A 25983-nucleotide genomic window follows, 5' to 3' on the forward strand; every position below is an offset into this window, starting at 1 on the left:
AAAACCAATAAAATTACTGCCATAAAAAGCATTCTATAAATTGACGATTTTCCAAAAACTGTAACAATCTAATTAATTAAGTTGCCAAGTTGTCATTCTAAATGGACTTGAAGAACTTGTAAAGGTGTAAACAGTGTTTGAATAATATAATTTAAAACTTTCTTTCTTGACATAAATTCCGTTAGCATCCATCAAGTACTTATCAAAACCTGCTAGAAATGCAGGAGTAGAAACCGTAGTATTTCCATTCCATGATTTATGTTTCAAAATGATCTTTTTACCAACCGCATCCTCTTGAACATCAACAAAATGCTGTAAAGCTCCTCTACCAACAAAAGTGTAGTATATGAAATTTCCAAGTGAATGGTTTAAATATAACTGTACCGATGTAAGATATTGCCCCGCAGGTAAATTTGCATTAATTTTATCTATTTCTGCTTGAAATAATTTTGAATTAGTACTTGCATCAGCTGTAAAATCATCTGGGTAATAGCCAAATCGAGAATACACTTTTCCTGGAAGTACTATTTTGTAATCATCATTTAGCACCAGAGGTGCATTGCTGTATTTAATTGTAGCAGTTACACCACCAGTACCAGTAGCTTTAAAACTTCCATCAGCATCATTGTAAACAAACTCTTTTAAACTTTGTCCTCCAACCGTGACAGCTGGACTTACTACAATACTTGTTGGAGTATATCCAACTCCCATACTAATAACTTCTGAAGAATTTACGTCTATAGATTTAGAAGATGAAAATCTAGTTACAGGCGAAAAACCAAAATCATACTTTTTAATAACTGTACCATCATTAATTTCCAACACTCTAAATAATGGTCTCTCAATTCCTCCAATAACATTTTGTTCCGTTATAAGATTTTTAGGCAAATTTGCCCAATCTTGTGCAGTTGCTTTTACAAAACGCACATCTCTAACTAATCTATTGCTTTTAAAAAGAAGATCTCCATTTTCTTGTCCGTAGTATAAAAACTGGAAATCACCCAAATAGCCTTTACCTCTTAAAGCTGTAGTTGGGTAGCTGTTAGAATCAGACAAAAGATGAATTCTGTTGTAAGAGTCAAATAACAAACTAACTGTACTTCCTAAAGCAATGCTGTACGTACTTTCATAAGTTGCTGTATCGGCATCAAAATCTGATGCCATTTGCACTTTTCCATCAGCAGAAAACTTAAATAAATGGGTAAAACCGCCTAATTGAGTATCATCTGTAAAATAAACAGCTTTCCATCCAAATTCTGATGAAAGCAATGCTGTACTTAGTTCCGTTTTTTGTTCGTTTATACGCTCTACCGGAGTTTTGTCGAATTTTTGCTCAGCTTCTGTATCGCTTGAACATGAGCCCAATAAATGTATTGCAAAAAAAGCAACCATTAAGTACTTAAATATATTTTTTGGTTTCATAATAGAAATATTTTAAATTATAATTGACGAGCTTAATTATTGATAACATTGTTTGTGTTTTTTTCTGCTTCATCTCTTAAAGCATAGAAATCAATATTAAAAGCATCTTTATAATATTTTACAACCATAGCTTCTTTTTGTTTCAATTTTGCTCTTCCTTCTTCATCAGAAATACTGGCTAGAATCGCTGCGTATTCTGCTTTTGAACTTGTTAATATTGTGGATGCCGTTTCAGCAAAATCTTCTATAATATTATTTCTGGCATAATTGGTTATAAAACCTAAATTTCTCGAATCTTCCAATTTTTCTAAATGCCATGTTCCTGTATAATCCCCAGGACTTATTTTTTGCCAAGCCTGCTCATCAAAAGGTTTGTTTTGATTTAGAATATGTACATATTCGTGTTGTATGGTATGAATAAACTCCGTCACATTTGCGCGATTTGTTTTATCTAAGTAATCAACCTCAAAAAGTGTAATTCTTTGTCCTGAATCTGCAATTCCCAGCGTTCTGGTTCCGTTTGTGTTAGAGTTTACTCCTCCAACCAAAACAATTTCTCTTGGTGCAATTTTTTTGACAAAATCAGCGCCTCCAACTTTAGAATAACTGTCCAGCCATATTTGTTTTACAACATCTAATGCAGGCTGCACACTACTAATCATTGGAGGAAATAAAAATCTATTATTATCAACAGTATTTTGATTCCACTTATACTGCGCATTAATGTTGTACGGCACTAAGTAATTTGTCGAAATCCAATTATCTAAAGCTGTTTTTTGTGGCTGTGAATAATCAAGCTGACTTTCGCCCGGCTGATCTTCATGAGAGCAGGCTCCAAAAATTAAGACCCCAGCTGCAAACATTATTACTCTATATTGTTTTAATATTTTCATAGTTTTAAAATTTTAATTAAAATTTATCTAGGATTTTTCTCTAAGCCGTTATTAGAAGCACTAAGTGGCACTTGCATTGCTCTGCGTTTATCATCTTTAACCAATACATTTACAGGTTTGCCAAAAGTGGGGTGATTTACGACAATATTGAAACGCTTTACATCCAGCCATCTTAATCCTTCGTGAACAAAATCTCTTCTTCTGGCTTCGGCAATTGCTTTAACATACGAAGTCTGAATTGGCGTCAAAGCATAATATGGTGTAAATTCATCTGCAATAACAGGATACATTGTTGTTACTTTCGCTTGAGTCAATTTATCTGTTGTCGGATTGTATCCGGTTGTTCTAGTTCCTAAAAAGTATTCTAACTCAGTATTCGCTTCCGTGATTCGGCCTTTCATAACAAGAGCTTCAATACGATTTAAATAAAACTCATCATTAGACAAAAGAACGATTCCTGCATAGGCTTCTCCAATATTAGCTGTCAAATTTGTGTATTTAAAATATTCTTCAAACTTTGGTGTAAACAATGTTCTGCTGCTGTTATAAGTATAAAAATCATACAGCCATGTTTTATTAAATGGATTAGTTTGTACTCTAAAAAGTTCTGTTTGCTTATCATCTGACAAATAAAAATTATTGCTGCCCGCGGATCTTCCGATAAGTGAATTAGGAGAAGCTATAAGCAAATTAGCTGCATATGAAGACTTTCCATACTCAATAAATTGAATATCTGGAGCCAGACTTGATAAAGTAGCGTAATCTTTTAGTTTGCCAACTGGTTTAGAACCAAGACTCTCAGAAACTTCAAGCACTTTATCCCAATCTCCTTTTACTAAATAAAAACGGCTTGCAAATGCATTTGCAGCTTCTTTATTAAAGTGAAATTTTGGCTGTTTATAATCATTGGTTACATATTTTAAACCTTCTTCAATATCTTTTTGAATAAAATCGAAAACTTCTTTTACAGTATTTCTAGTATACTTTTTTAATAGTTGAGTTTCTGGCTCAGTAACATACGGAATGCCTAAATCAGTTTGAGCTGTTGCTGGATTATAACGATTAGACCAAAAAGTAACCAACATAAAATGGGCGTATGCTCTTGCTAATAATGCTTCGCCCTTTTGTGGATTTAAAGTTGCTGGACTGCCCAGCTCTTCAATTGATGCCAAAGCCTGATTAGCATGCGCAATCGCTCTGTAACAAGCATCCCAATAAAAAGCTTCACTGTCTATATTGGTTTCATTATGCATTTCCCAATTGTAGCTTTGTTCATTTTTTATTCCTATAGAACCTAGTTGTCCATCATCTACGTTATCAGACATAGTTTCTGCCAAATCCAAATAAGATGCTCCTGGATAGGCATTTACTAATAATTCTGAAATTTTTTCAGGTGTATCTATCTGAGTTCTGTTATCTGGAATTTCTGATAAGAATTCATCACAGCTGTTTAGAGTAACAAACAGTAAGAAAGCTGCGCTTAATTTTATATATTTTATATTTTTCATAATCAATTATATTAAAATGAAAGGTTTATAGAAAAACTGTATTGCGATGTAATTGGAAAGGCAACACCACCAGTATTACGAAATTCAGGATCTTGTCCGTTTAATTTCTTATCAGAATAAATCAGCCACGGATTAACCGCAGAACCTTTTAAATTAAATGTACTTACTCCTAATTTTTTCTTGAAATCTGTAGGGAATTCCCATCCAAGCGAAACATTTTTTAATCTCACAAAATCTCCATCTGCAATTCTTACATCCGAATAATTATAGGTGTTATAAGCGCGTCCGAGTGTATTAGCACCACCATAATTTGTAATTAATCGTTTGTCAGCTATTACAGGAACATTTGTAAATTCTTCATCACCAGGATTAATCCAACGATTTGTAAAATCTTTTGTAAATACTGTCAAATCATCATATTGGCTGCTGAAAGCTGGATTTAAACGCACTTTATTTCCGCCAGAACCTACAACAAAAACATATAGTGACCAGCTTTTATAAGTAAACGTATTAGCTAAACCAATAGATTTATTTGGTTCAATAGAACCTTCATATTTCAAATAATCTGTTACGTTTTCAGTATCTTGAAAATTAGCTCCTGTAACATTATCAGTTTCACCATCCTGCATAATAAAAGTTGGCAAACCTTGATTATTAAGGCCTGTAAATTGATAAGAGTATATTGAATTTCTTGGATGACCAATAGCATTTCCTCCATTTCCATCAACTAGATCAAATGCTGAAGGCTGATTTTCAAGTCTTGTTATTTCTTGGTTAAAGACAGAAAAGTTAAGTGTTGTCGACCACTTAAAACTATTAGTAACAATGTTTTGAGTAGTAAAAGCAACCTCAATACCTTTAGTTTCCATATTGGCATTATTTCCCTGTTTAATTTTTTGTCCTCCAATTCCTGAAGTCACAACATAATCAACTAGATCAAATGCTTTACGTCTGTAAACATCTGTTGTAAACTGTATTCTGTTATTAAACATTCCTAAATCTACTCCAATATTGGTTTCAAATTGTTTTTCCCAAGTTAAATCAGAGTTTTGCAATTGATCAATATCAATTCCTGTTTCTCTGTCAGAAATACCTAAACGATCTGTAATAAAACTTTTGTAAATAGCCAGTGAATTGGTAGCTGGACCCGCCGTAGCAGTAAGTCCGTAAGATGCTCTTAAAGCTAAATTATTAATCGATTCTGTATTTTTCATGAATTTTTCTTCGGTAACATTCCATTTACCACTAAAAGTATAAGTTGGAAGCCATCTTGACGAACTGCTATTTCCTTGTCTGTTTGATCCGTCATAACGTCCTGTAATTGAACCAGTATAACGACGATCATAAGTATAGCCTACTTTTCCAAAAAAACCTACAGTTCTTTCTCTTTCAGCTGCAAAACCATAATAAGAATTTCCTTCATTTATAATTTTTTCGATAATTCTAGGATCTGTAAACGCCGTAAGCCCTCTGTCATACTGAATTCCGGCAGCAGTAAAATTGTCGCTGTTTCTATCTAAAGATCTAAGCTCAGTACCAAAGAAACCTTCTAATTCATGTACATCATTAAGGGTATTTCTATAAGTAACACTATTTCTAATATTATATGACGTCATATCATTTGTATACTTTCTTAAAAATCCTCCGTTTGGCAATACAGAAATTGGCTGTGCTGTTAAATCGTCTGGATCTTTATATAAATAGATATTAGCATTTCTAACTGTTGTATTTACACCATCTGCACCATATTCTGTACCTGCTCTATAAGCGCCGACAACATTCGAATTTTCATATATTTTATGCTCACGTGAGGTATTGGCATATCGGGCAGAACCTGTTAGATTATACGTCAGGTTTTTGTTGATTTTATAGTCTAAATCCAATTGAAAACGAATGTCTTTTACTTTAATTTCTAAAACATTATTTTCTAATTCATTTATAATATTCATTGGCGCCCAGTTGTTTCTATAATATTCTAAATTACCAGCTTCATCATAAGGTCTTAACGTTCTGCTAGTACTCAAAACATAGTTAAATGGATTAATATCAAAATCTCTTGTTACATTACCAAATACAACATCTTGCTGACTTTCATAAGTACCAGGAGCTTCCTGATCACGCACAGATGCTAAAGTCGATAACGTAATATTCAGCCTGTCATTTACATAAAAAGTTCCTTTTATATTTGATGATAATTGTTTTACATTGTCTGCAATAGTCCAGCCTGGATCTGTATAATAACCTAGCGAAGCATAAAAAGTGTTGTTTTTTCCTCCGCCAGAAAAGCTTAAGGAGTGGTTTTGAGTAATAGAAGGTCGGAACAAAACACTAAACCAATCTGTATTTGCTAATTCGTACTTTTTTAAAAAATTATTTCTGCTTACAGGATCATTATTAACTAAATAGCTGTTTGTTTCAGGTACATAAGTATTAATTGCTCTACTTAAAATATTATAAACACCACCGTAGCGCCCCTGAAGAGTTGATGGTACATCAAGAAACCCTTTTTGCTCCATTTCTTTCAAAATACTCATTGATTCTTGAGAATTTAAAATATCATATTGGGTATAATTCGGAACCGTTCTTACTGTATTCTCTCCTGTATAAGTTACTTTTAACGGAGAATCTCTACGACCTTGTTTTGTAGTAACTACTACAACCCCATTTAAAGATCTTGAACCATAAATAGAAGTTGCCGAAGCATCTTTAAGAATTTCAATACTTTGAATATCATTTGCATTTAAACCTGCTACAGAAGAACTCAATAAAGTTTCTGAATTACCTGAAGCCAAATCGGCAAACGAAATATTAATAATATCTTCCTGAACAACACCGTCAATTACCCATAATGGTTTTGTATCACCAAAAATAGAAGAAGATCCACGAACAGTAATTTTAGGCGCAGTACCAAAAGTTCCTGTAACATTTTGTACCGTAACCCCTGCAGCTTTACCCTCAATCATTCTGCTCACATCTACTACTCCATCCACTTTCAATTCAGCTCCAGATATTTTACTGATAGCTCCAGTAAATGTTCTTTTTGAAGTTTTTTCATAACCTGTAGTTACTACAACTTCCTTTAAGTTTTGTCCTAACTCATTCAAAACTATAGTTGGAGATGTATTTTCAATTCCAATTTCTTTAGTTTCCATACCAACATAAGAAATAACTAAAGCAGTACTGTTTGCAGGCATTTCGATAGAAAAATTACCATCAAAATCAGTCAATACTGCAATTTTTGTTCCTTTAGCCAAAACAGTAGCACCTGGCAACGGAATACCGTTAGCATCAGTAACCTTACCTCTTATTATAGGCCCTAAAACCAATACATCAAATACAGATGGATTATTTTCTAAATTTGAAAATGGCTCGAGCGAGTTGTTTTTTTGTAAAATAATTTGATTGCTTACTTCTGAAAAAGTAATATTAAATGGTATCAAAATTCGGTTAAGAATGCTTGATAAAGTTTCCTGATTAGCCTCTATACTTACCTTTTTATTTAATTGAGGCAGTCTTGAATTGTACGAAAATTTTACATGAGCAGACTTTTCTAATTTAGATAATGCATTGTCTAAAGTTAAATTTTCAACTGTAATTGTAACCTTAGTATCTAATTTTTTTTGTCCATTTACATTATTCGCCATAGCAATGCTTGAAAACACAAGTGCTAGAACAAACTGAAATAGTGTTATTTTCATGATTCGATGGAGTAATCGTTGTTTAACAACTGGTTTTTTCATAATTTTGGTTTGTTTTGATTAATACTGATTCGAGTGTATTTTAAGAAACGTATTGAATTGCTCTTTACAGAGAGAAATTCAAATTTATAGGTGTCGAGATGTTACAGCATTTCGGCACTTTTTTTATGTTTATTTTTCACATAGGCAAATAAGGTTAATTTAGTTTTTGGTTAAAAATTGCTTCATTTTGATTTTGAAAAGAACTAAAAACAGGAGATTCTCAAAAAGAAAATTCGCTGTTAAATTCAAATCTCAACTCACACCCTTTCTCTATAATTACAGTTATAAAGATTGGATTAATTACACCCGTCCGAGTTTATAATAATTTGATTTCCATTCATTTCGAAACTTGTATTTGTTCCTATGCTTTTACAGACAATCTTAAGTTTTTCCGTCAAAGGCTGATCACTAAGTGATGTAGTAAGATGGCAATCTTTCAATTTATTCTTTGGATAATCTATATCAACCAAATATGCCTGTTCAATTGTTTCGAAGATTTGAGAAACAGGAATATCAGTAAATTCAAAACTTAATTGTTCAATATTGCCAACACTATGAGCCAGTGTCTCATCTTCGGTGATATTAGTTATTTTATTAAATTTCAAATCTTTACGCCAAAAGCGTAACGCTTGATTAGGAAGCAAAACTACTTCTTGATCATCTTTTGACGCAACAAGATTATTTGGTTTTACCTTAACTTTACCGGTGCGAACAAGAACTTCGACATTAGGCTGATCAGAATAAGCTTTAACTCTAAAACTGGTTCCAACTACCTTTGTGACAATCTCGTTTGCATAAACGTAAAAAGGCTTTTTAGGATTTTTACTAATTTCAAAGAAACCTTCGCCGGATAAATACACCTTTCTTTCGTTTCCGGTAAAGATTTTAGGGTAACTTAATTTACTATTGGGTTGTAATAAAACTGAACTTCCGTCAGATAATGTAATGATTTGCGATTTATTCGAATTATTAGTCTGTTCAACTAAACCTTCGCTATTTTCGTCAATAAGTTCTTTATAAGTAACCACTTTATCTGTAGCAAAATGATCTTTATAAAACCAAACAGATATCAGGCAAAAAAGCAAGCTTGCAGCAATTCCAGTAATAAAAGGCCTTTGGAAGAATCTTCTTGAATTACGAATAAAATGGTTTTGATTTTCTTTTTCTTCAATTTTAATCCACGTTGTGTGCAACGCTTTATGGATATCTGATAAAGATAAGTTAGAGTCAGGTACTTTCATGGCTAATAATAAAAGCCTTGCATTTTCGACCAACTTGGCACGCTGACCGTTTTCCAGCGTCCATTCTTCCCAGCCATTTTCATCAATTTTAAACAAAATCCATGATTGGAATGATTCATCAGATAAAAAATCTTCAATTTCGGTATAATTATTACGTTTTTGCATCTAAAAATGAGGTTACAAAAACATAGAGGACAGTTCTCTTATTATATACTCACCAAATTGTGATTTTTTTTTATTTTTTTTTAATAAAATTAAAAAGTACTTGAAGATATAAGAAGAAACAATGAAAAATTACCTTTCCAATCCCTACGGAGACTAAGTAAACCGCGATGCAGGAGATTACTTGCCGATTGGTAATTAACATCTAACATTTCAGCGATTTGTTCTACAGTTAAACCTTGATGATAACGAAGGTATAAAGCTTCTTTCTGTCTTGAAGGTAACTCGTTCAGTAATTTATTTAAGTGAATTACTTTTTCTTTTGCAATTTCATCATCTGCAATGAGTTCATGTTCTACCGAAAATTCCAAAAGAAAAGCAATAGAATCTGTGCTTGTAGTCTTACGAAAAATATGATCTCTTTCATACAAACGTGCAATTCGCTTGCGAACGCTGGATAAAAGATAGGCCTTTACAATAACAGAAGCCTGCAAACTATTTCTATAAACCCATATATCTGTAAAAACATCTTGTATACAATCCTGTACTTTTTCGGCATAAGGAGAAAGCGAGTTTCCGTAACTCACTAAGTCAGCATAGTGTCTTTCAAATAATACCGAAAATGATTTTTCATCACCTTCTTTTACGTTATTCCAAAGTGTACAGTCATCTAAAGTATTGATTGGCAAAATTTGGGTTTTCATGGTAACTTGGAAACTGCGTTTTAGAATGCGTTTTATTAATACAAAAAATATAGTTTTTTAACATTATTTTTTAGTTTTGTGTGATAAAATTATAAAATCAAATATTTAAAAACAATTTTTTTACATAGAAGAAACACTTTCGTAATATTAAAAAACCAGTCGCACAACCTTATTTTCTTGGGGAACTAAAACATTTACTAAATTATTTTAATTTTATAAAAACATTGTAATTGTAAGATTATGGCGAAGTCTTTTTCATTTGAAGCTACAATATGAAGTTATAAACAAAAAAAAAGCCTTACTAAAATTTAGCAAGGCCTTTAATGATTCGATTTTGAAAAAGCTTTTAGAAAGCTACATTCCATCTTGGTAATTTAGCATTTTCATTTAAGAAATTTTGCAAAACCTGTCCTTCTACTGAAGTTGGAATAGCTTTTACATCTGCATTAAAAGTTTCATACCAAACCACTTCAAGAGCAGAAATCTCTTCTAACTTCATTTGTGCAGGCCAAGAATATTTTCTTCCTGTTTTAGCAAATTGATGTCCGTTTACGATCTTATCGTATAAACCACCATTTTTACTTTTCAAAGTTCCGTCATTTTGAACTGTCCCAGTAGAACCTACCATGATTAATTCTTTTGCATCACCTTCGACTGCATAGACAACAAAAATACCCGCACCTGCTTCGGGAGCGTTACAAGCTTGTTCTAAACTGTCTTCAATAGTAAAAGTAAAACTATTGCTTACTTTAAACTTTTCTAATTCTTTATACATATTTTTTATTTTTCAAGCTTCTATCCTGAAGCCTCGGGACTAAAGGTTGTAGTTGCTAAGTTTTTATTCTATTCCAAACATTTTAAAAATGTAAAAAAGTCTCAACAAAATATTGAGACTTTTTTTTGGAATCTGTTATTTTGTCCCGTCCCGAAGTTTCGGGATCGGGATTGGATATTAACCCAATACTTCTTTTACTTTTTTACCAATTTCAGCTGGTGAATCAACAACGTGGATTCCGTTGTCTCTCATAATTTGTTTTTTAGCAGCAGCTGTATCATCAGATCCTCCAACAATAGCACCTGCGTGACCCATTGTTCTACCAGCAGGAGCAGTTTCTCCAGCGATAAAACCAACAACTGGTTTACGGTTACCATCAGCTCTAACCCATTTAGCAGCATCAGCTTCTAATTGACCTCCAATTTCACCAATCATGATGATAATTTCAGTTTCTGGATCGTTCATTAATAATTCAACAGCTTCTTTAGTTGTAGTTCCAATAATTGGATCTCCACCAATACCGATAGCTGTAGTAATTCCTAAACCTTGTTTTACAACTTGGTCAGCAGCTTCATAAGTTAAAGTTCCTGATTTAGATACGATACCAACTGTTCCTTTTTTGAAAACGAAACCTGGCATAATACCAACTTTAGCTTCACCTGGAGTAATAACTCCTGGACAGTTTGGTCCGATTAATCTAGAATTTCTTTCTTTAACATAATTATTTGCTTTAATCATATCTGCTACAGGAATTCCTTCTGTAATAGCAATAATTACTTTAATTCCAGCATCAGCAGCTTCCATAATTGCATCAGCAGCAAAAGCTGGCGGTACAAAAATGATAGATGTATCAGCTCCAGCTTGGTCTACAGCATCTTTTACTGTATTAAAAACTGGACGATCTAAATGGCTAGTTCCTCCTTTTCCTGGAGTAACACCACCAACAACATTAGTACCGTACTCAATCATTTGAGAAGCGTGGAAAGTTCCTTCGCTTCCTGTAAATCCTTGAACAATTATTTTGGAATCTTTATTAACTAAAACACTCATGATATATATTTTATGTAGTTTTTAAAATTGTGATGCAAAAGTAAGGTTTTGTAACGTATTTTAACCTTTTTATGCTCAAAAAAATTAAGAAAATTGACTCATTTGATAACCGCGATAAAGTTTATCATCTTTTATTTGCCAAATAGTAGCAAAATGTGCCAATAACATCTCTTCTCGTGGGTTTTCTATCGTTTTTACAAAATGAGAATATCGAATAGAAACCAAGTCATCTTCAGCAATAATATGGCTGATTCTAACTTTTGAACGCACATAAGCGCGACTTAGTTCGTTGGCCATATCCAGCATCGAATTATAATCCATTTCGATTAATCCTTTAGTGCTGTTCCAATCCAACTTAACATCTGGATGCAGATAAGTTTTCATGATTTCGCTATCAATTAAGGCATCTGACTTGTAAAATTTTTGAACAAATTCTTTTATAGACATATTACTTCAATTTATTTAAAATTTCAGGAATCTTTTTGATATTGGCCAATTGTTTTAATTTTTCTCTTGATTCTTCGATTGGGGTTCCAAAATATGATTTGCCGCCTTCAACTGATTTTGTAACACCAGTCTGTCCCATAATAACAGCCTTCGCTCCTATTGTAATGCCACTGGTTGTACCTACTTGTCCCCAAATAGTAACTTCATCTTCAATAACAACACAGCCTGCAATACCGGTTTGCGATGCAATTAAACATTTTTTTCCGATAACAGTATCATGTCCAACATGAACTTGATTATCCAGTTTCGTTCCTTCGCCAATTGTTGTATCTCCTGTAACTCCTTTATCAATTGTACAAAGAGCGCCAATTCCAACATTATTTTCAATTACAACTCTTCCTCCAGAAATTAACTGATCAAAACCATCTGGACGTTTTTTATAATAGAAAGCATCTGCTCCTAAAATAGTTCCAGCGTGAATAATTACATTGTCACCAATTACAGTATGATCGTAAATAGTAACATTGGGATGAATAATGCAGTTTTTACCGATCGTAACGCTATTACCAACAAAACAATTAGGCTGAATTACAGTTCCTTCTCCAATAGTTGCAGAAAGAGCTATCGATACGCTAGTTGCTTGAAAAGGTCTAAAGTGTTTGGTTAAAGTATTGAAATCTCTGAAAGGATCATCAGAAATCAAAAGCGCTTTACCCGCAGGGCATTCTACTTTTTTATTGATCAATACAATAGTAGCTGCTGATTGCAAAGCTTTGTCGTAATATTTTGGATGGTCAACAAAAACTATATCACCTGGTTCAACAACATGTATTTCGTTCATGCCTAAAACCTCAAAGTTTTTGTCGCCAATAAATTCGCAGTTAAGCAAATTTGCAATTTCTTCTAAAGAGTGAACTTTTGGAAATTTCATATTTTTAAATTAGAAAATTTGTCAATTAGAAAATGTGCCAACTAGAAAATGTGTCAATCAGAAAATGAATGCTCAAAATTGTGACAATTCACTAATTTTCTAATTGACTCATTGACAAATTATCTAATTAAAAAACTACTCTTTTACACGCTCCATGTAATTCCCTGAAGCAGTATCGATTTTAATTTTATCACCTTCGTTAATAAACAACGGAACGTTTACAGACGCACCAGTTTCTACCGTAGCAGATTTAGTAGCATTTGTTGCTGTATTTCCCTTTACTCCTGGCTCAGCGTATGTAACTTCAAGAATTACAGAAGATGGCATATCTACAGATAAAGGCAAATCAGTTTCAGTATTTACCTGAACCATTACACTTGTTCCTTCTTTTAATAATCCTGGAGCATCCAGAATATTTTTATTCAAAGAAATTTGCTCAAAAGATTCCGTATTCATAAAATGAAACTCATCTCCTTCAGCGTATAAAAACTGATAATTATGTGTTTCAACACGCACATCATCTATTTTATGTCCTGCAGAAAATGTATTATCTAATACTCTTCCTGTAGTTAAACTTCTCAATTTTGTTCTTACGAAAGCAGGACCTTTTCCAGGTTTTACGTGAAGAAATTCAACAATTTTATAAATATCGTGATTGAATTTAATACACAATCCGTTTCTAATATCTGATGTAGATGCCATTTGTTTTTATTTTAGATTTTTGATTTCTGATTTTAATTTTAAAAATCAGTCTTCTATATTTATTGTTTATTATTTTGTTATTGTAATTATAAATCTAGTTGAGTTTAAAAATCTAAACCCTAAAATTAATAATTCCCTGAATAACCTTTCATGATTCCTCTTGATGAATTTCTGATAAAATCTAAAATTTCATCTCTCTCAGGAGTAGCTTCCATCTCAGCTTCAATAATGCTTAAAGCTTGAGTTGTATTGTAATTTTTTTGATATAAGATTCTGTAAATTTCCTGAATTTCTCTAATTTTTTCAGTGCTGAAACCTCTTCTTCTTAAACCAACTGAGTTAATACCAACATAAGACAATGGCTCTTTTGCCGCTTTTGTATATGGAGGAACATCTTTTCTGACCAAAGATCCACCAGAAATCATAGCATGATCGCCAATATGAATAAATTGATGAATAGCAGCTAAACCTCCAATAACAGCATGATTTCCAACTACTACGTGACCAGCCAATGCAACACCATTTACAATAATGGCATTGTTTCCAATTTCACAATCGTGTGCAATGTGAGCGTAAGCCATTACTAAACAATTGTTTCCAAGAATAGTTTGCCCAGAAGCAACTGTACCTCTGTTAATAGTAACACATTCTCTAATAGTACAATTGTCTCCAATAATAGCAAGAGAATCTTCTCCTCCAAATTTTAAATCTTGTGGCACCGCAGAAATTACTGCACCTGGAAAAATGTTGCAATTTTTTCCAATACGAGCACCTTCCATGATAGTCACATTTGAACCAATCCAAGTACCATCACCAATAACAACATTATTGTGAATTGTTGTAAAAGGCTCGATTACAACGTTTTTAGCGATTTTAGCGCCGGGATGAACATATGCTAATGGTTGATTCATCTATGTTTTATATTTTAATTAAAATAATCTAATTTAGGGCAACAAACGTAAACAATAAATTTGATTAATTATTATTGTTTTCTAGCAATTTGAGCCATTAATTCTGCCTCAGTCACTAATTTTCCGTTTGCGTAAGCATTTGCCTGCATATGACAGATTCCTCTTCTGATAGGAGAAATCAATTCACACTTAAAAATTAAGGTATCACCTGGCAATACTTTATGTTTGAATTTAACATTATCTATTTTCATAAAGTAAGTCAAATAATTTTCTGGATCTGGCACTGTGCTTAAAACCAAAATTCCTCCTGTCTGAGCCATAGCTTCAACAATCAAAACTCCCGGCATAACTGGCGCCTCAGGAAAATGTCCTACGAAGAAATTTTCATTCATAGTTACATTTTTCATACCTACAACGTGATTGTCAGACATTTCAATAATTCTGTCAATCAACAAAAATGGAGGTCTGTGCGGCAAAACAGCCATAATTTTATGGATATCCATTAAAGGTTCTTGATTCAAATCGTAAACCGGAACATGATTTCTTTGTTCAATTTTGATGATTTTTGCTAATTTTTTGGCAAACTGCGTATTTACATAGTGACCAGGTTTGTTAGCAATAATTTTTCCTTGAATTCTAACTCCAATTAAAGATAAATCTCCAACAACATCTAATAATTTATGTCTTGCAGCTTCGTTTGGATAATGCAAAGTAAGATTATCTAAAACTCCGTTTGGCTTAACTGAAATTTTATCTTTTCCAAAAGCTTTCTTTAAATTTTCCATTGTAGACTCAGATATTTCTTTATCTACGTATACAATAGCATTATTTAAATCCCCACCTTTTATTAATCCGTTTTCTAATAAAGACTCTAATTCGTGCAAGAAACTGAAAGTTCTTGAATTGGCAATTTCTTCTTTAAAATCGGCTATGCTTTTCATAGTTGCATTTTGAGTACCTAAAACCTTAGTACCAAAATCAACCATTGCAGTTACTTGATAATCGTCGCTTGGCATTACCAAAATCTCGCTTCCCGTAGTTTCGTCAGTAAACGAAATAACTTCTTTTACTACATAAACATTACGTTTAGCATCTTGTTCTTCGATTCCGGCATTTTCAATCGCTTCAACAAAATATTTTGAAGAACCATCCATTATTGGAAGTTCAGAAGCATTTAATTCTATAATAACATTATCCAAATCACAGCCCACTAATGCGGCTAAAACGTGTTCTGGAGTTTGAATTTTTACGCCTAATTTTTCTAAATTGGTACCTCTTTGCGTATTAACAACATAATTAGCATCAGCCTCAATGACTGGTTGACCTTGCAAATCTACTCTTACAAAAGTGAAACCATTATTAATTGGAGCTGGCTTAAAAGTCATTGTAACTTCTTTCCCAGTATGCAATCCAACGCCTGTTAGTGAAATTTCATTTTTGATGGTCTTCTGTTTAACCATTATTTCCATTTTTTGGGTTTATTATTTGTTTTTTTAATTCATCAATTTCGGCAACAATTTTAGGCAGATTCTTGAAATGTACGTATGATTTATTAAAATCTGTATACCCAAGTGATGGTGTCCCCTGCAAGGTTTCATCATCTTTAATATTTCTTGCAACTCCAGACTGTGCCTGAAGCCTAACATTGTTACCTATAATTAAGTGGCCTGCGATACCAACTTGCCCGCCAATCATGCAGTTTTCTCCAATTTTTGTAGAACCAGCAACGCCAGATTGTGCTGCAATTACGGTATTTTTACCGATCTCTACATTGTGAGCAATCTGAATCTGATTGTCTAATTTAACTCCTTTTCTAATAATTGTAGAACCAAGAGTTGCTCTATCTATTGTAGTATTAGCACCAATATCTACATTATCTTCGATGATAACATTTCCAATTTGCGGTACCTTACTATAAACTCCTTCTTCATTTGGCACAAAACCAAAACCATCTGCACCAATAATAGTTCCTGAATGAATTGTGCAATTGTTTCCAATAATAGTTTCAGAATAAATTTTAGCGCCTGCAAAAATATACACATTATCGCCAATAACAACATTATCACCAATAAAACTGTTTGGGTAAATTTTTACATTATCGCCTAAAACTACATTTTGTCCGACATAACTAAAACTTCCTAAATATAAGTTTTCACCATATTTAGTTCCTTCAGACATAAAAGATTGCGGTTCTATCCCGTTTTTATTCAATTTAACTTGATTGTAAAATTGCAAAAGTTTCGAAAAAGAGGCATACGCATCTTCAACTTTTATTAAGGTTGTAGTAATTTCCTGTTCTGGTATAAAGCTATCATTAACAATGGTTACTGTAGCTTTTGTAGTATATATGTAGTTGATATATTTGGGATTAGCCAAAAAAGTAAGCGATCCTTCTTCACCTTCTTCGATCTTAGATAAGCGAGAAACTTCTGCATTGGGATTCCCAACAACTTCTCCTTCTAAAATTCCTGCTATTTGTTCTGCTGTAAATTTCATTGCGACAAAAATATAAAAAATAGATTTTAAATGTTAATTTTAGATAAGTTGTTTTGGAAAACAGATGTAATATTTTGTTACCAATTTAGATAACGATTTCAAATTCAGCTGATCAGAGGCTTCTACAACATCTTCAATTGTTTTATCTTTTTTCAAAATTCGTATCGGTTCAGCTTCTTTACTGTAAGCTTGATTTTTTATTTTTCCTCTAAAAATAAAATATCCAGCTTCTAAAAGCGAAATATTGTGTTCGCTGGCAAATTCCTCTTTCATTGATTGCGATTCTTCCATCGGAATTTTATCTGCACTCAGTTTTATTTTAAGCAAGTCCCTGTTAATGATCATTTTACTTAAAGTAGAAAGTATAAAATCATCTTGTTTTTGCCATGCTTTTAAAGCACTTATAATATCAAAATCATCTAATTGAGAAAATAAATCTAATTTTTCTGCATCAAAATCTTCTAAAGAAACTTTATTTTGCATAAAAAACCTAAGCGGTTCACTGCAAGGTAAATTCACTCCTTTCAAAGTTAATTCTTTTGCTCTTTTCAAAACTTTCATCAAAATTAATTCGGCAACTAAGCTGGTTTTATGCAGATAAGCCTGCCAATACATTAATCTTCGTGAAAGCAGAAATTTTTCTACAGAATATATTCCTTTTTCTTCAATAACTAAAACACCATCGACCACATTCATCATCTGAATCAAACGTTCAGAATTGACATTTCCTTCTGCAACTCCGGTATAAAAACTATCACGTTTTAAATAATCCATCCTATCCATATCTAATTGACTTGAAATCAATTGCAACATGAATTTCCTGTGATAATCACCTTTAAAAACCTGGATGGCCAAACTCAATCTTCCGTCAAATTCTTCATTTAACTGATTCATGAATAGCAGTGAAATAGCTTCATGATTAACATCTTCAACAATGCTTTTTTCCATTGCATGCGAAAACGGCCCATGCCCAATGTCGTGCAGCAAAATAGCGATCAATAAAGCACATTCTTCTTCATTTGAAATAGCAACACCTTTAAAACGAAGCGTTTCAATAGCCTTCTGCATTAAATGCATACAGCCTAATGCATGATGAAAACGCGTATGATTTGCACCTGGATAAACCAAATACGATAATCCCATTTGCGAAATACGGCGTAAACGCTGAAAATACGGGTGTTGAATTAAGTCGTAAATAAGCTCGTTCGGAATGGAAATGAAACCATAAATGGGATCATTGAATATTTTTAACTTATTAATATGAGTCACTATTTGGTATTTTTTTAGGTCAACAAATATAAGTAATTAACTATAAACAGCTTTGCGTTTTATACTTAAAAGTTAACAATAATTTATTGTGATTTTCAATGTAATTACTGTATATAAAAATGATTTTAATAAAAAATCACAATTCATTATTCTGAAATTTATACTATTTTTAATACTTTTTAAGTTCTATACGATTAAATTGCATTAAAAATAAAATACGTTTATGGATAAGATAAAAATACTTTGGGTCGACGATGAAATCGATCTTTTAAAGCCTCATATATTATTTCTCGAAAAGAAAAACTACGCTGTAACAACTTGTAATAACGGTTTAGATGCTATTACATTGTTTGACGAAGATAATTTTGATATTGTTTTTTTAGATGAAAATATGCCCGGTATGAGTGGTTTGGAAACACTTTCTGAAATGAAAGAAAAAAAATCAGCTATTCCGATGATTATGATTACCAAAAGTGAGGAAGAATATATAATGGAAGAAGCGATTGGCTCTAAAATCGCTGATTATTTGATAAAACCAGTAAATCCGAATCAGATTTTATTGAGTTTGAAGAAGAACTTGGATCATTCTAGATTGATTTCAGAAAAAACGACCTTAGATTATCAAAAGGAATTCCGTAAAATTTCGATGGAATTAGCGATGGTAAATTCATTTGAAGATTGGGTAGAATTGTATAAAAAATTGATTTTTTGGGAATTAGAACTCGAAAATATTAACGATCAAGGAATGATTGAAATCCTTGAATCTCAAAAAGTTGAAGCCAATTCGCAATTCGGAAAATACATTGAAAGAAACTATGAAGACTGGTTTGCACCAAAAGCTGATAAACCAATTCAGTCTCACACTTTATTTAAGGAATTAGTTGTTCCGGAAATTAAGAAAAAAGACAAGCCTATTTTATTTGTCGTAATCGATAATTTGCGTTATGACCAGTGGAAATCCTTTGAAACTGTGGTTTCTAATTATTATAAATTAGAAAAAGAAGTTCCCTATTTTTCTATTCTTCCAACAGCGACTCAATATGCCAGAAATGCTATTTTCTCTGGTTTACTGCCAACTGAAATGGAAAAACAATTTCCGCAATATTGGAAAAATGATGTAGAAGATGGAGGAAAAAATCTTTACGAAGCTGAATTTCTCTCTGCACAATTAAAACGCTTAGGTTTAAATATTAAGGAAGATTATTTCAAAATCACTAATTATGCTGGCGGTAAAAAACTGGCAGAAAACTTTAAAGCCTTAAAAGGCAATGATTTGGTAACAGTTGTCTATAATTTTGTAGATATGTTATCGCACGCTAAAACTGAAATGGAGGTTGTAAAAGAACTTGCTTCAGACGATAAAGCGTATCGTTCTTTAACGCTGAGCTGGTTTAAAAATTCACCATTATTAGAAATTATTCAACAGGCTCAGTTATTAGGTTTTAAATTAATTTTAACCACAGATCACGGTACAATTAATGTAAAAAATCCTTCCAAAGTTGTTGGAGATAAAAATACAAGCTTAAATTTGCGCTACAAAACCGGGCGTAGTTTAACTTACGAACAAAAAGATGTTTATGTTGTTAAAGAACCTAAAGACATAGGTTTGCCAGCTATAAACATGAGCAGTTCATTTATTTTCGCTAAGAATGATTTCTTTTTAGCTTATGTAAACAACTACAATCATTATGTGAGTTATTATAGAAATACATATCAACATGGCGGTATTTCATTAGAAGAAATGATTATTCCATTTTTGGTATTTAACCCTAAATAAAAATTTTCAGTCTCAGTTTTCAGCTTTCTGCTGCGACTGAAAACTGAGACTATTATACAAATAAAATATAAGCAATGAATATCGTTTTTTCATTAGATCAAATTCAAGAAGTAGCCGAACAAATTTTAGCACAAAATCCAAAAAAAATAATTCTTTTTAACGGAGAAATGGGTGTTGGAAAAACTACTTTAATAAAACAATTATGCAAAAGTTTAGGAGTTGAAGACGCAACAAGCAGTCCAACCTTTTCTTTAGTTAATGAATATTATACTTCTAACAATCAAATCGTTTATCATTTTGATTTTTACAGATTAAACAAAGAAACCGAAGCACTCGATATGGGTGTAGATGATTACCTGTACTCTGGAAATTGGTGTTTTATTGAATGGTCTGAGAAAATTGCTGGTTTGCTTCCGGAAGATACTTCTACAGTTACAATTGAATTATTGGCTGATGGAAAAAGAAAATTAGAACTAGTTTAATTTCACAAAGATCCGCAAAGATTTCGCAAAGAAACACAAAAAACTTTGTGTCTTATTTGAGCTTTGTATTATCTGTGAAACAATATAAATTATAATGAGCATAAAAAATACCATAGAAATAATCCCCTTTTCATCAGATTTAAAAGATCACATCAAAACCTTAAATATAGAATGGCTTCAAAAGTATTTTAAAGTTGAAGAAAAAGATGAATTGACACTTTCAAATCCGCAAGAAGAAATTATTGATAAAGACGGAATGATATTTTATGCCAGATATAATGGTGAAATTATTGGGACATTTTCTTTAATGAAGATTGACGATAATACTTTTGAATTGAGCAAAATGGCAGTTTCAGATTCGGCGCAAGGATTAGGAATCGGAAATAAATTACTAGAACATTGTATGGCGGTAGCTAAAGATAAAAACATTAAAAAACTCCTTTTATATTCTAACAGAATCTTGCTTCCAGCAATTCATTTATATGAAAAATTTGGTTTTGCTGAAGTTCCGTTAGGCGATGTATCTTACGAAAGAGCCGACATAAAAATGGAAAAAATAATATCCTAATCTTAAAATACTATTAGCAGAATTTTTACACTGATTTAAAACTTTTTACGTAATTTGTACTCTTAATTTTTTCAACAACCCATGTCAATCACCTTAACTCCATTTACGAAACAACAATTGTTGCCTCAAGAAGAAAAACTTGAAGTTGGCCGATTTAAAAGAGAGCTCTTCATAGGAATACCTAAAGAAACAAGTTATCAAGAACGTCGTATTTGCCTGACGCCAGATGCAGTAAATTCTCTTACTTATGAAGGACACCGCGTAATGATTGAGTCTGGTGCTGGAGAAAGTTCAAGTTATTCAGATAAAGAATATTCTGATGCTGGTGCAGAAGTAACAAAAGACACTAAAAAAGTTTTTGGCTGTCCGATGTTATTAAAGGTTGAACCGCCAACTTTAGCTGAAATAGAAATGATTAACCCGGAGACAATCATCATTTCGGCAATTCAACTAAAAACAAAAAAGAAAGCATACTTTGAGGCTTTAGCTCAAAAAAAAATAACTGCGCTTGCATTTGAATATATTAAAGATGAAGATGGGTCTTATCCTGCCGTAAAATCATTAAGTGAAATTGCAGGAACTGCTTCCATCCTAATTGCTGCCGAATTAATGATTACAGATGAATTCGGAAAAGGTCTTTTATTTGGAAATATAACTGGAGTTCCTCCTACTGAAGTTGTCATTTTAGGTGCGGGAACTGTAGGCGAATTTGCCGCTAAAACCGCAATTGGTTTAGGCGCAAATGTAAAAGTTTTTGATAATTCGATTACCAAATTACGTCGCTTGCAAAACAATTTAAATCAAAGAATTTTTACTTCTACAGTACAGCAAAAAGCACTTTTAAAAGCTTTAAGACGTTGTGATGTAGCTATAGGTGCAATGCGTGGTAAAGAACGCTGTCCTATTATAGTGACTGAAACTATGGTAGAACACATGAAAAAAGGTGCTGTAATAGTTGATGTCAGTATTGATACTGGCGGTTGTTTTGAAACCTCAGAAGTTACTACACACGAAAAACCAACTTTTATAAAAAGCAATGTTTTGCATTACTGCGTACCAAATATTCCTTCAAGATATTCTAAAACCGCCTCATTATCAATCAGTAACATATTAACTCCTTATCTTCTTCAGATAGCTGAAGATGGTGGTTTGGAAAGCGCAATTCGATGCAATAAAGGGCTAAAAAACGGAATTTATTTATACCACGGAATCCTAACAAACAAGGCAATTGGCGAATGGTTTGATTTACCAGACAACGATATTAATTTACTTGTATTTTAAAGGAACTTTAATGTACCTTTGCAAAAATTTTATTTCATGAAGTTCGTACACCGTTTTGCTTATTATTTGATTGGTTTAATTATGGGATGCTTTTTTGTAGCCCTTGTATTTAGTGGAAAAGACACAAGATGCAATTATTTTCCAAATGCCAGAGTTTTAAACAATTTAAGAACAAAACCATTTCAATATTCAAATAAGGCAATTCAGACTTTAAATGAAAAATGGGTTGATACTGCAGATATTAAAAACACATTAACTTACGGAGATGTAGATTTTGATCAAAGTAACGTTCCGTTCAACAAAGGAAAACTTTATATAATTGAAGGAAAAACAGTTAAAAATCAAGGAATTATTCTAAAAGTTACAAACTACGAAAACAAAGCTGTTTTAGAAGAAATTATCAAAAAATAATATTAAGAACTGATTTGTCATTTCGACTGAAAGGAGAAATCACACTAGTAATTCCATCTAGAGTATCTTTTAATCTTTGTAGAGTTTCTTGTGTGATTTCTCCTTTCAGTCGAAATGACAATATTTTAAATTAGTGACAATTATTGGAATCAGTTTTTAACTACCACTCAATTTCTTTCAAGCCCTTTGATTTTAAGAACGTATTGGTTATGCTAAAATGCTTATTTCCAAACCAAAAACCTCTATTTGCACTTAAAGGAGAAGGATGTCCCGATTTTAAAATATGATGTTTTGAAGCATCAATTAATGCTGCTTTCTTTTGAGCAAAACCGCCCCAAAGCAAAAACACAACATTTTCCTTTTCAGCAGAAATTTGCTTAATAACAGCGTCTGTAAATTTTTCCCAGCCTTTGCCCTGATGACTTCCGGCTTCTGATTGTCGAACAGTTAGAGTAGCATTTAAGAGAAAAACACCTTGATCTGCCCAACGTTCTAAATTGCCTGTTTTTGGTAACGGTATATTTAAATCAGTTTCAATTTCCTTGAAAATATTTTGAAGTGATGGAGGAAACGGAATGCCATCGTTTACAGAAAAACATAATCCATTTGCCTGATTTGGACCATGATACGGATCTTGGCCAATAATCACAACTTTTACCTGATCGAAATGACAATGGTCAAAAGCGGAAAAGATCTGGCTTCCTTTTGGATAACAAACCTTTGTTGTATATTCAGATTTTACAAAAGCGATTAAGTCATTAAAATATGGTTTTTCAAACTCTTCATTCAAAACTGGTTTCCAAGAATCATGCATTTTAACGTCCATAATTTTTTTATGCGAATTTCAGGATTTTTTTAATGAAATCATATTTACAACCAATAAAATTAGACATAAACTTTACAAGATTCAATCATACTATTTTCGTATTTTTGCTTGTACTTTCTTAAAGAAATTAAATGATCAGTATTACCGAAAAAACATTACAAGACTTACAATTTCCAACAGTGCTAGAAACTATTTCGGCTGGTTGCAACACCGATATTGGAAAAGAAAAGGCTTTACAAATAACACCATTTAGAGACAAAGAAACTTTGATGCAGGCTTTGATGCAGACATCAGAATATGTTTCGTCTTTTGAAAATAATAACGCCATTCCTAACCACGGATTTGATGCTATAACTCATGAAATTAAGTTTTTAGCCATCGAAGACAGTTTTTTGGAAGTAGGAAGTTTTAGAAAAATCGCAACACTTTCTTCTACAACAAATGTGCTGTTGACTTTCCTTAAAAAATTTGATGATTATTATCCGAATTTAAATGCGAGGGCTTCAAGAGTTGAATATACTAAAGATATTGTCACTCTAATTGACGCTATAGTAGATAAATATGGAGAAATTAAAGATAACGCCTCCCCTGCTCTTTTGAGTATTCGCCAAAATATGAATATTGTTCGAGGTAAAGTAAACCAAAGTTTTGGAGTTGCTCTTTCTCACAACAATAGTCTTGGCTATTTGGATGATATTAAAGAAAGCTTTGTGCAAAATCGCAGAGTTTTAGCTGTTTTGGCTATGTATCGCCGTAAAGTAAAAGGCTCTATTTTAGGAAGTTCTAAAACAGGAAGTATTGCTTATATCGAACCTGAAGCTACGCTGCAATATTCTCGTGAATTAGCTAATCTTGAATACGAAGAAAAAGAAGAAATTACCAGAATTTTAAAACAATTGTCAAATGCAATTCGACCATTTTTGCCTTTGCTGATTGAGTATCAGGAATTTCTAAGTGATATTGACGTCGTTGCAGGAAAAGCAAAATATGCAAACCGAATTAACGGAATCCTACCAACAATTACAGAAGAAAGAAGATTGTTTTTTAGAGAAGCCTATCATCCTATTTTGTATTTGAATAATAAACAAAAAAATGAGATTACGCATCCGCAAACAATTGAATTAAAACAAGATAACAGAATTATTGTAATTTCCGGACCTAACGCGGGAGGAAAAACAATCTCGCTTAAAACAGTTGGTTTATTGCAATTGATGTTACAATCAGGAATGCTAATTCCGGTTCATGAAAGAAGCGAAACTTTTTTATTTGATAGAATTTTGACGGATATTGGAGACAATCAATCTATTGAAAATCATTTAAGTACTTACAGTTACAGATTGAAAAACATGAATTATTTCCTAAAGAAGTGCAATAAGAAAACCATGTTTTTAATTGATGAATTTGGTACAGGTTCTGATCCGGAACTGGGTGGCGCTTTGGCTGAGATTTTCTTAGAAGAATTTTACCATCGTGAAGCATTCGGAATTATTACAACGCATTATTCTAATTTAAAAATTTTAGCAAATGAACTTCCTTTTGCAACAAATGCGAATATGATGTTCGATGAAAAATCATTAGAACCAATGTACAAATTGGCCTTGGGTCAAGCCGGAAGTTCGTTTACATTTGAAGTTGCCCTAAAAAATGGTATTCCGTTTGGATTGATAAATCGCGCCAAAAAGAAAATTGAAGTTGGAAAAGTTCGCTTTGATAAAACAATTGCTACGCTACAAAAAGAAAGGTCCAAACTCGAAAAAACTTCTATCAATTTAAAAGAAGAAGAAACTCGTGCTCGTGAAGAAAGTAAAAAGATGGAAAACATCAATGTAAAAATCAAACAAAAACTGGAAAGCTATCAGGAGCTATACGACAGTAATCAGAAAACAATTTACATTGGACAAAAAATTGAAGATATCTCGGAGAAATATTTCAACAACAAAAATAAAAAAGAGCTGATTGGCGAGTTTTTGAAAATTATTGAAATTGAAAATTCAAAACGTAAAAAAGCAACTCCAAAAGAAGCTAAAGCAATAATTGAAAAGAAAAAAGAAGTAATTGCAGAAGTTTCGGTTCAGGTCGAAGAAATTCGAAAAGAGAAAAAAGAAAAAAAACTCAAACCAGTTATAGAAAAACCAAAGCCAATTTTAAAAGTTGGAGACAGAGTTAGAATGCTTGACGGTAGATCTGTTGGAAGCATCGATTCGATAGAAAAAAATAAAGCAACAGTTAATTACGGAATTTTTACTTCTAAAGTAAGTTTGGATGAATTAGAATTTGTTGAAGCGGGGAAAAAATAAATTTCCATCCACAATAGCAATTTTAGGTGCTTAAAATTCATTAATTTGATCGGAAATTAAAATAAGACGATTTAAAGAATGATTTTTACG

Annotated in this window: 22 protein-coding genes; 6 read left to right on the forward strand and 16 right to left on the reverse strand. The window is 32.4% G+C overall.

All coding sequences use genetic code 11. From position 1 onward, the window contains the following. Window positions 1-72: 72 nt before the first annotated feature. The 15 genes from IR010_RS00885 to IR010_RS00955 all read right to left on the reverse strand — a co-directional run bounded on the left by IR010_RS00885 (window position 73) and on the right by IR010_RS00955 (window position 18251). Entirely contained in the window at window positions 73-1422 is a 1350-nt protein-coding gene (locus IR010_RS00885; RefSeq protein ID WP_194600793.1) for a DUF4302 domain-containing protein, read from the reverse strand. 32 nt (window positions 1423-1454) lie between these two features. After that, window positions 1455-2315 carry a putative zinc-binding metallopeptidase gene (locus IR010_RS00890; RefSeq protein ID WP_029270195.1) on the reverse strand — a complete coding sequence of 287 codons (861 nt, stop codon included), beginning with the start codon at window positions 2313-2315 and terminating at the stop codon, window positions 1455-1457. Between the two features lie 23 nt (window positions 2316-2338). After that, on the reverse strand, window positions 2339-3823 hold the full coding sequence (locus IR010_RS00895) for a RagB/SusD family nutrient uptake outer membrane protein (protein WP_194600796.1): 1485 nt from the start codon (window positions 3821-3823) through the stop codon (window positions 2339-2341). A gap of 11 nt (window positions 3824-3834) precedes the next feature. Further along, window positions 3835-7563 carry a SusC/RagA family TonB-linked outer membrane protein gene (locus IR010_RS00900; protein WP_194600799.1) on the reverse strand — a complete coding sequence of 1243 codons (3729 nt, stop codon included), beginning with the start codon at window positions 7561-7563 and terminating at the stop codon, window positions 3835-3837. Window positions 7564-7859: 296 nt separating this feature from the next. Beyond that, complete coding sequence (locus IR010_RS00905) at window positions 7860-8969, reverse strand: FecR family protein (protein WP_194566169.1); 1110 nt, start codon at window positions 8967-8969, stop codon at window positions 7860-7862. An 89-nt stretch (window positions 8970-9058) separates the two neighbouring features. Beyond that, complete coding sequence (locus IR010_RS00910; protein WP_194566170.1) at window positions 9059-9670, reverse strand: RNA polymerase sigma factor; 612 nt, start codon at window positions 9668-9670, stop codon at window positions 9059-9061. Between the two features lie 346 nt (window positions 9671-10016). After that, entirely contained in the window at window positions 10017-10445 is a 429-nt protein-coding gene (locus IR010_RS00915; RefSeq protein ID WP_029270185.1) for a hypothetical protein, read from the reverse strand. Between the two features lie 177 nt (window positions 10446-10622). Further along, window positions 10623-11495 carry a succinate--CoA ligase subunit alpha gene (gene sucD, locus IR010_RS00920; RefSeq protein WP_007808093.1) on the reverse strand — a complete coding sequence of 291 codons (873 nt, stop codon included), beginning with the start codon at window positions 11493-11495 and terminating at the stop codon, window positions 10623-10625. An 84-nt stretch (window positions 11496-11579) separates the two neighbouring features. Next, window positions 11580-11942: a nuclear transport factor 2 family protein gene (locus IR010_RS00925; RefSeq protein ID WP_029270182.1), complete on the reverse strand. Its 363-nt coding sequence runs from the start codon at window positions 11940-11942 to the stop codon at window positions 11580-11582. Window position 11943: 1 nt separating this feature from the next. Beyond that, entirely contained in the window at window positions 11944-12873 is a 930-nt protein-coding gene (locus IR010_RS00930; RefSeq protein WP_194600802.1) for a UDP-3-O-(3-hydroxymyristoyl)glucosamine N-acyltransferase, read from the reverse strand. Window positions 12874-13008: 135 nt separating this feature from the next. Continuing rightward, on the reverse strand, window positions 13009-13575 hold the full coding sequence (gene efp, locus IR010_RS00935; RefSeq protein WP_029270178.1) for an elongation factor P: 567 nt from the start codon (window positions 13573-13575) through the stop codon (window positions 13009-13011). Window positions 13576-13700: 125 nt separating this feature from the next. Then, complete coding sequence (gene lpxA / locus IR010_RS00940; RefSeq protein ID WP_029270176.1) at window positions 13701-14486, reverse strand: acyl-ACP--UDP-N-acetylglucosamine O-acyltransferase; 786 nt, start codon at window positions 14484-14486, stop codon at window positions 13701-13703. Between the two features lie 71 nt (window positions 14487-14557). Continuing rightward, window positions 14558-15946, reverse strand: coding sequence for a bifunctional UDP-3-O-[3-hydroxymyristoyl] N-acetylglucosamine deacetylase/3-hydroxyacyl-ACP dehydratase (locus IR010_RS00945; RefSeq protein ID WP_029270174.1), 1389 nt, complete (start codon window positions 15944-15946; stop codon window positions 14558-14560). Continuing rightward, the gene (gene lpxD, locus IR010_RS00950) at window positions 15939-16982 is read right to left on the reverse strand and encodes a UDP-3-O-(3-hydroxymyristoyl)glucosamine N-acyltransferase (RefSeq protein ID WP_029270173.1); all 1044 of its coding nucleotides are present in this window, start codon (window positions 16980-16982) and stop codon (window positions 15939-15941) included. Before lpxD ends, IR010_RS00945 begins: the two co-directional genes overlap by 8 nt. A 39-nt stretch (window positions 16983-17021) precedes the next feature. After that, on the reverse strand, window positions 17022-18251 hold the full coding sequence (locus IR010_RS00955; RefSeq protein WP_029270171.1) for an HD domain-containing protein: 1230 nt from the start codon (window positions 18249-18251) through the stop codon (window positions 17022-17024). A 223-nt stretch (window positions 18252-18474) separates the two neighbouring features. Here IR010_RS00955 and IR010_RS00960 point away from each other — a divergent pair, with 223 nt between their 5' ends. From IR010_RS00960 to IR010_RS00980, 5 genes are all read left to right on the forward strand, one after another. Further along, entirely contained in the window at window positions 18475-20028 is a 1554-nt protein-coding gene (locus IR010_RS00960; protein WP_029270169.1) for a bifunctional response regulator/alkaline phosphatase family protein, read from the forward strand. Window positions 20029-20102: 74 nt separating this feature from the next. Then, a complete protein-coding gene (tsaE, locus tag IR010_RS00965; protein WP_194600806.1) occupies window positions 20103-20510 on the forward strand; it encodes a tRNA (adenosine(37)-N6)-threonylcarbamoyltransferase complex ATPase subunit type 1 TsaE in 408 nt (135 codons plus the stop codon). Window positions 20511-20604: 94 nt separating this feature from the next. Beyond that, window positions 20605-21078 (forward strand): GNAT family N-acetyltransferase, encoded by a 474-nt coding sequence (locus IR010_RS00970; protein WP_194600808.1) that lies wholly within the window; start codon window positions 20605-20607, stop codon window positions 21076-21078. A gap of 81 nt (window positions 21079-21159) precedes the next feature. Continuing rightward, window positions 21160-22359 carry an alanine dehydrogenase gene (locus IR010_RS00975; RefSeq protein WP_029270163.1) on the forward strand — a complete coding sequence of 400 codons (1200 nt, stop codon included), beginning with the start codon at window positions 21160-21162 and terminating at the stop codon, window positions 22357-22359. A 36-nt stretch (window positions 22360-22395) separates the two neighbouring features. Further along, complete coding sequence (locus IR010_RS00980; protein WP_029270161.1) at window positions 22396-22770, forward strand: DUF4258 domain-containing protein; 375 nt, start codon at window positions 22396-22398, stop codon at window positions 22768-22770. Between the two features lie 160 nt (window positions 22771-22930). On the opposite strand, the gene IR010_RS00985 is transcribed toward IR010_RS00980, so the two are convergent. Further along, the gene (locus tag IR010_RS00985) at window positions 22931-23596 is read right to left on the reverse strand and encodes a uracil-DNA glycosylase (protein WP_194600810.1); all 666 of its coding nucleotides are present in this window, start codon (window positions 23594-23596) and stop codon (window positions 22931-22933) included. A 131-nt stretch (window positions 23597-23727) separates the two neighbouring features. Here IR010_RS00985 and IR010_RS00990 point away from each other — a divergent pair, with 131 nt between their 5' ends. Next, window positions 23728-25893: an endonuclease MutS2 gene (locus IR010_RS00990; RefSeq protein WP_194566179.1), complete on the forward strand. Its 2166-nt coding sequence runs from the start codon at window positions 23728-23730 to the stop codon at window positions 25891-25893. The last annotated feature ends 90 nt before the right edge of the window (window positions 25894-25983 follow it).

The sequence above is a fragment of the Flavobacterium sp. MR2016-29 genome (assembly GCF_015350695.1).
Classification (GTDB): domain Bacteria; phylum Bacteroidota; class Bacteroidia; order Flavobacteriales; family Flavobacteriaceae; genus Flavobacterium.